Here is a 422-nt window from a genome sequence, read left to right as displayed (position 1 = left end):
CCACCTCCATGGCCCGGCTGGATGACCGGATGTGGGTGGATTCCGTGCTCCATGACCAGGACCGCACCCTGCGTCGCCGCATCGACCAGCACGGTCCAGGACCGCAGCTGATTTCCGCGCAACCGGTCCGCGATCCGCGGGACCCACCGGACCTCGCTGAGGGGGCCGGGGGCGCAGCGCCCGCCCCCGATCCGCTGCCGGCTCCCCGGCGGGTCCAGGCGCGCCGGCGCCAGGGCGGCATGCGGATCCGGCCGCGGGGCGAGCTGCTGCTCACCACGGCCACCGTGGTCCTGGCGGGCCCGCCGCTGTGCCCCCCCGGCCGCGCCCCGCCCCCGCCCCCGCCCCGGGCCCCGCCGCCGCCGCCCCGCCCCGGGCCCCCCCCCGCGCCGCCCCGCCCCCCCCGCCCGCCGTCGCCCGCCGCC

It is taken from the genome of Brachybacterium epidermidis (assembly GCF_015209585.1).
In the GTDB taxonomy this organism is placed as follows: Bacteria; Actinomycetota; Actinomycetes; order Actinomycetales; family Dermabacteraceae; genus Brachybacterium; species Brachybacterium epidermidis.
This window is presented reverse-complemented; position numbering follows the sequence as displayed.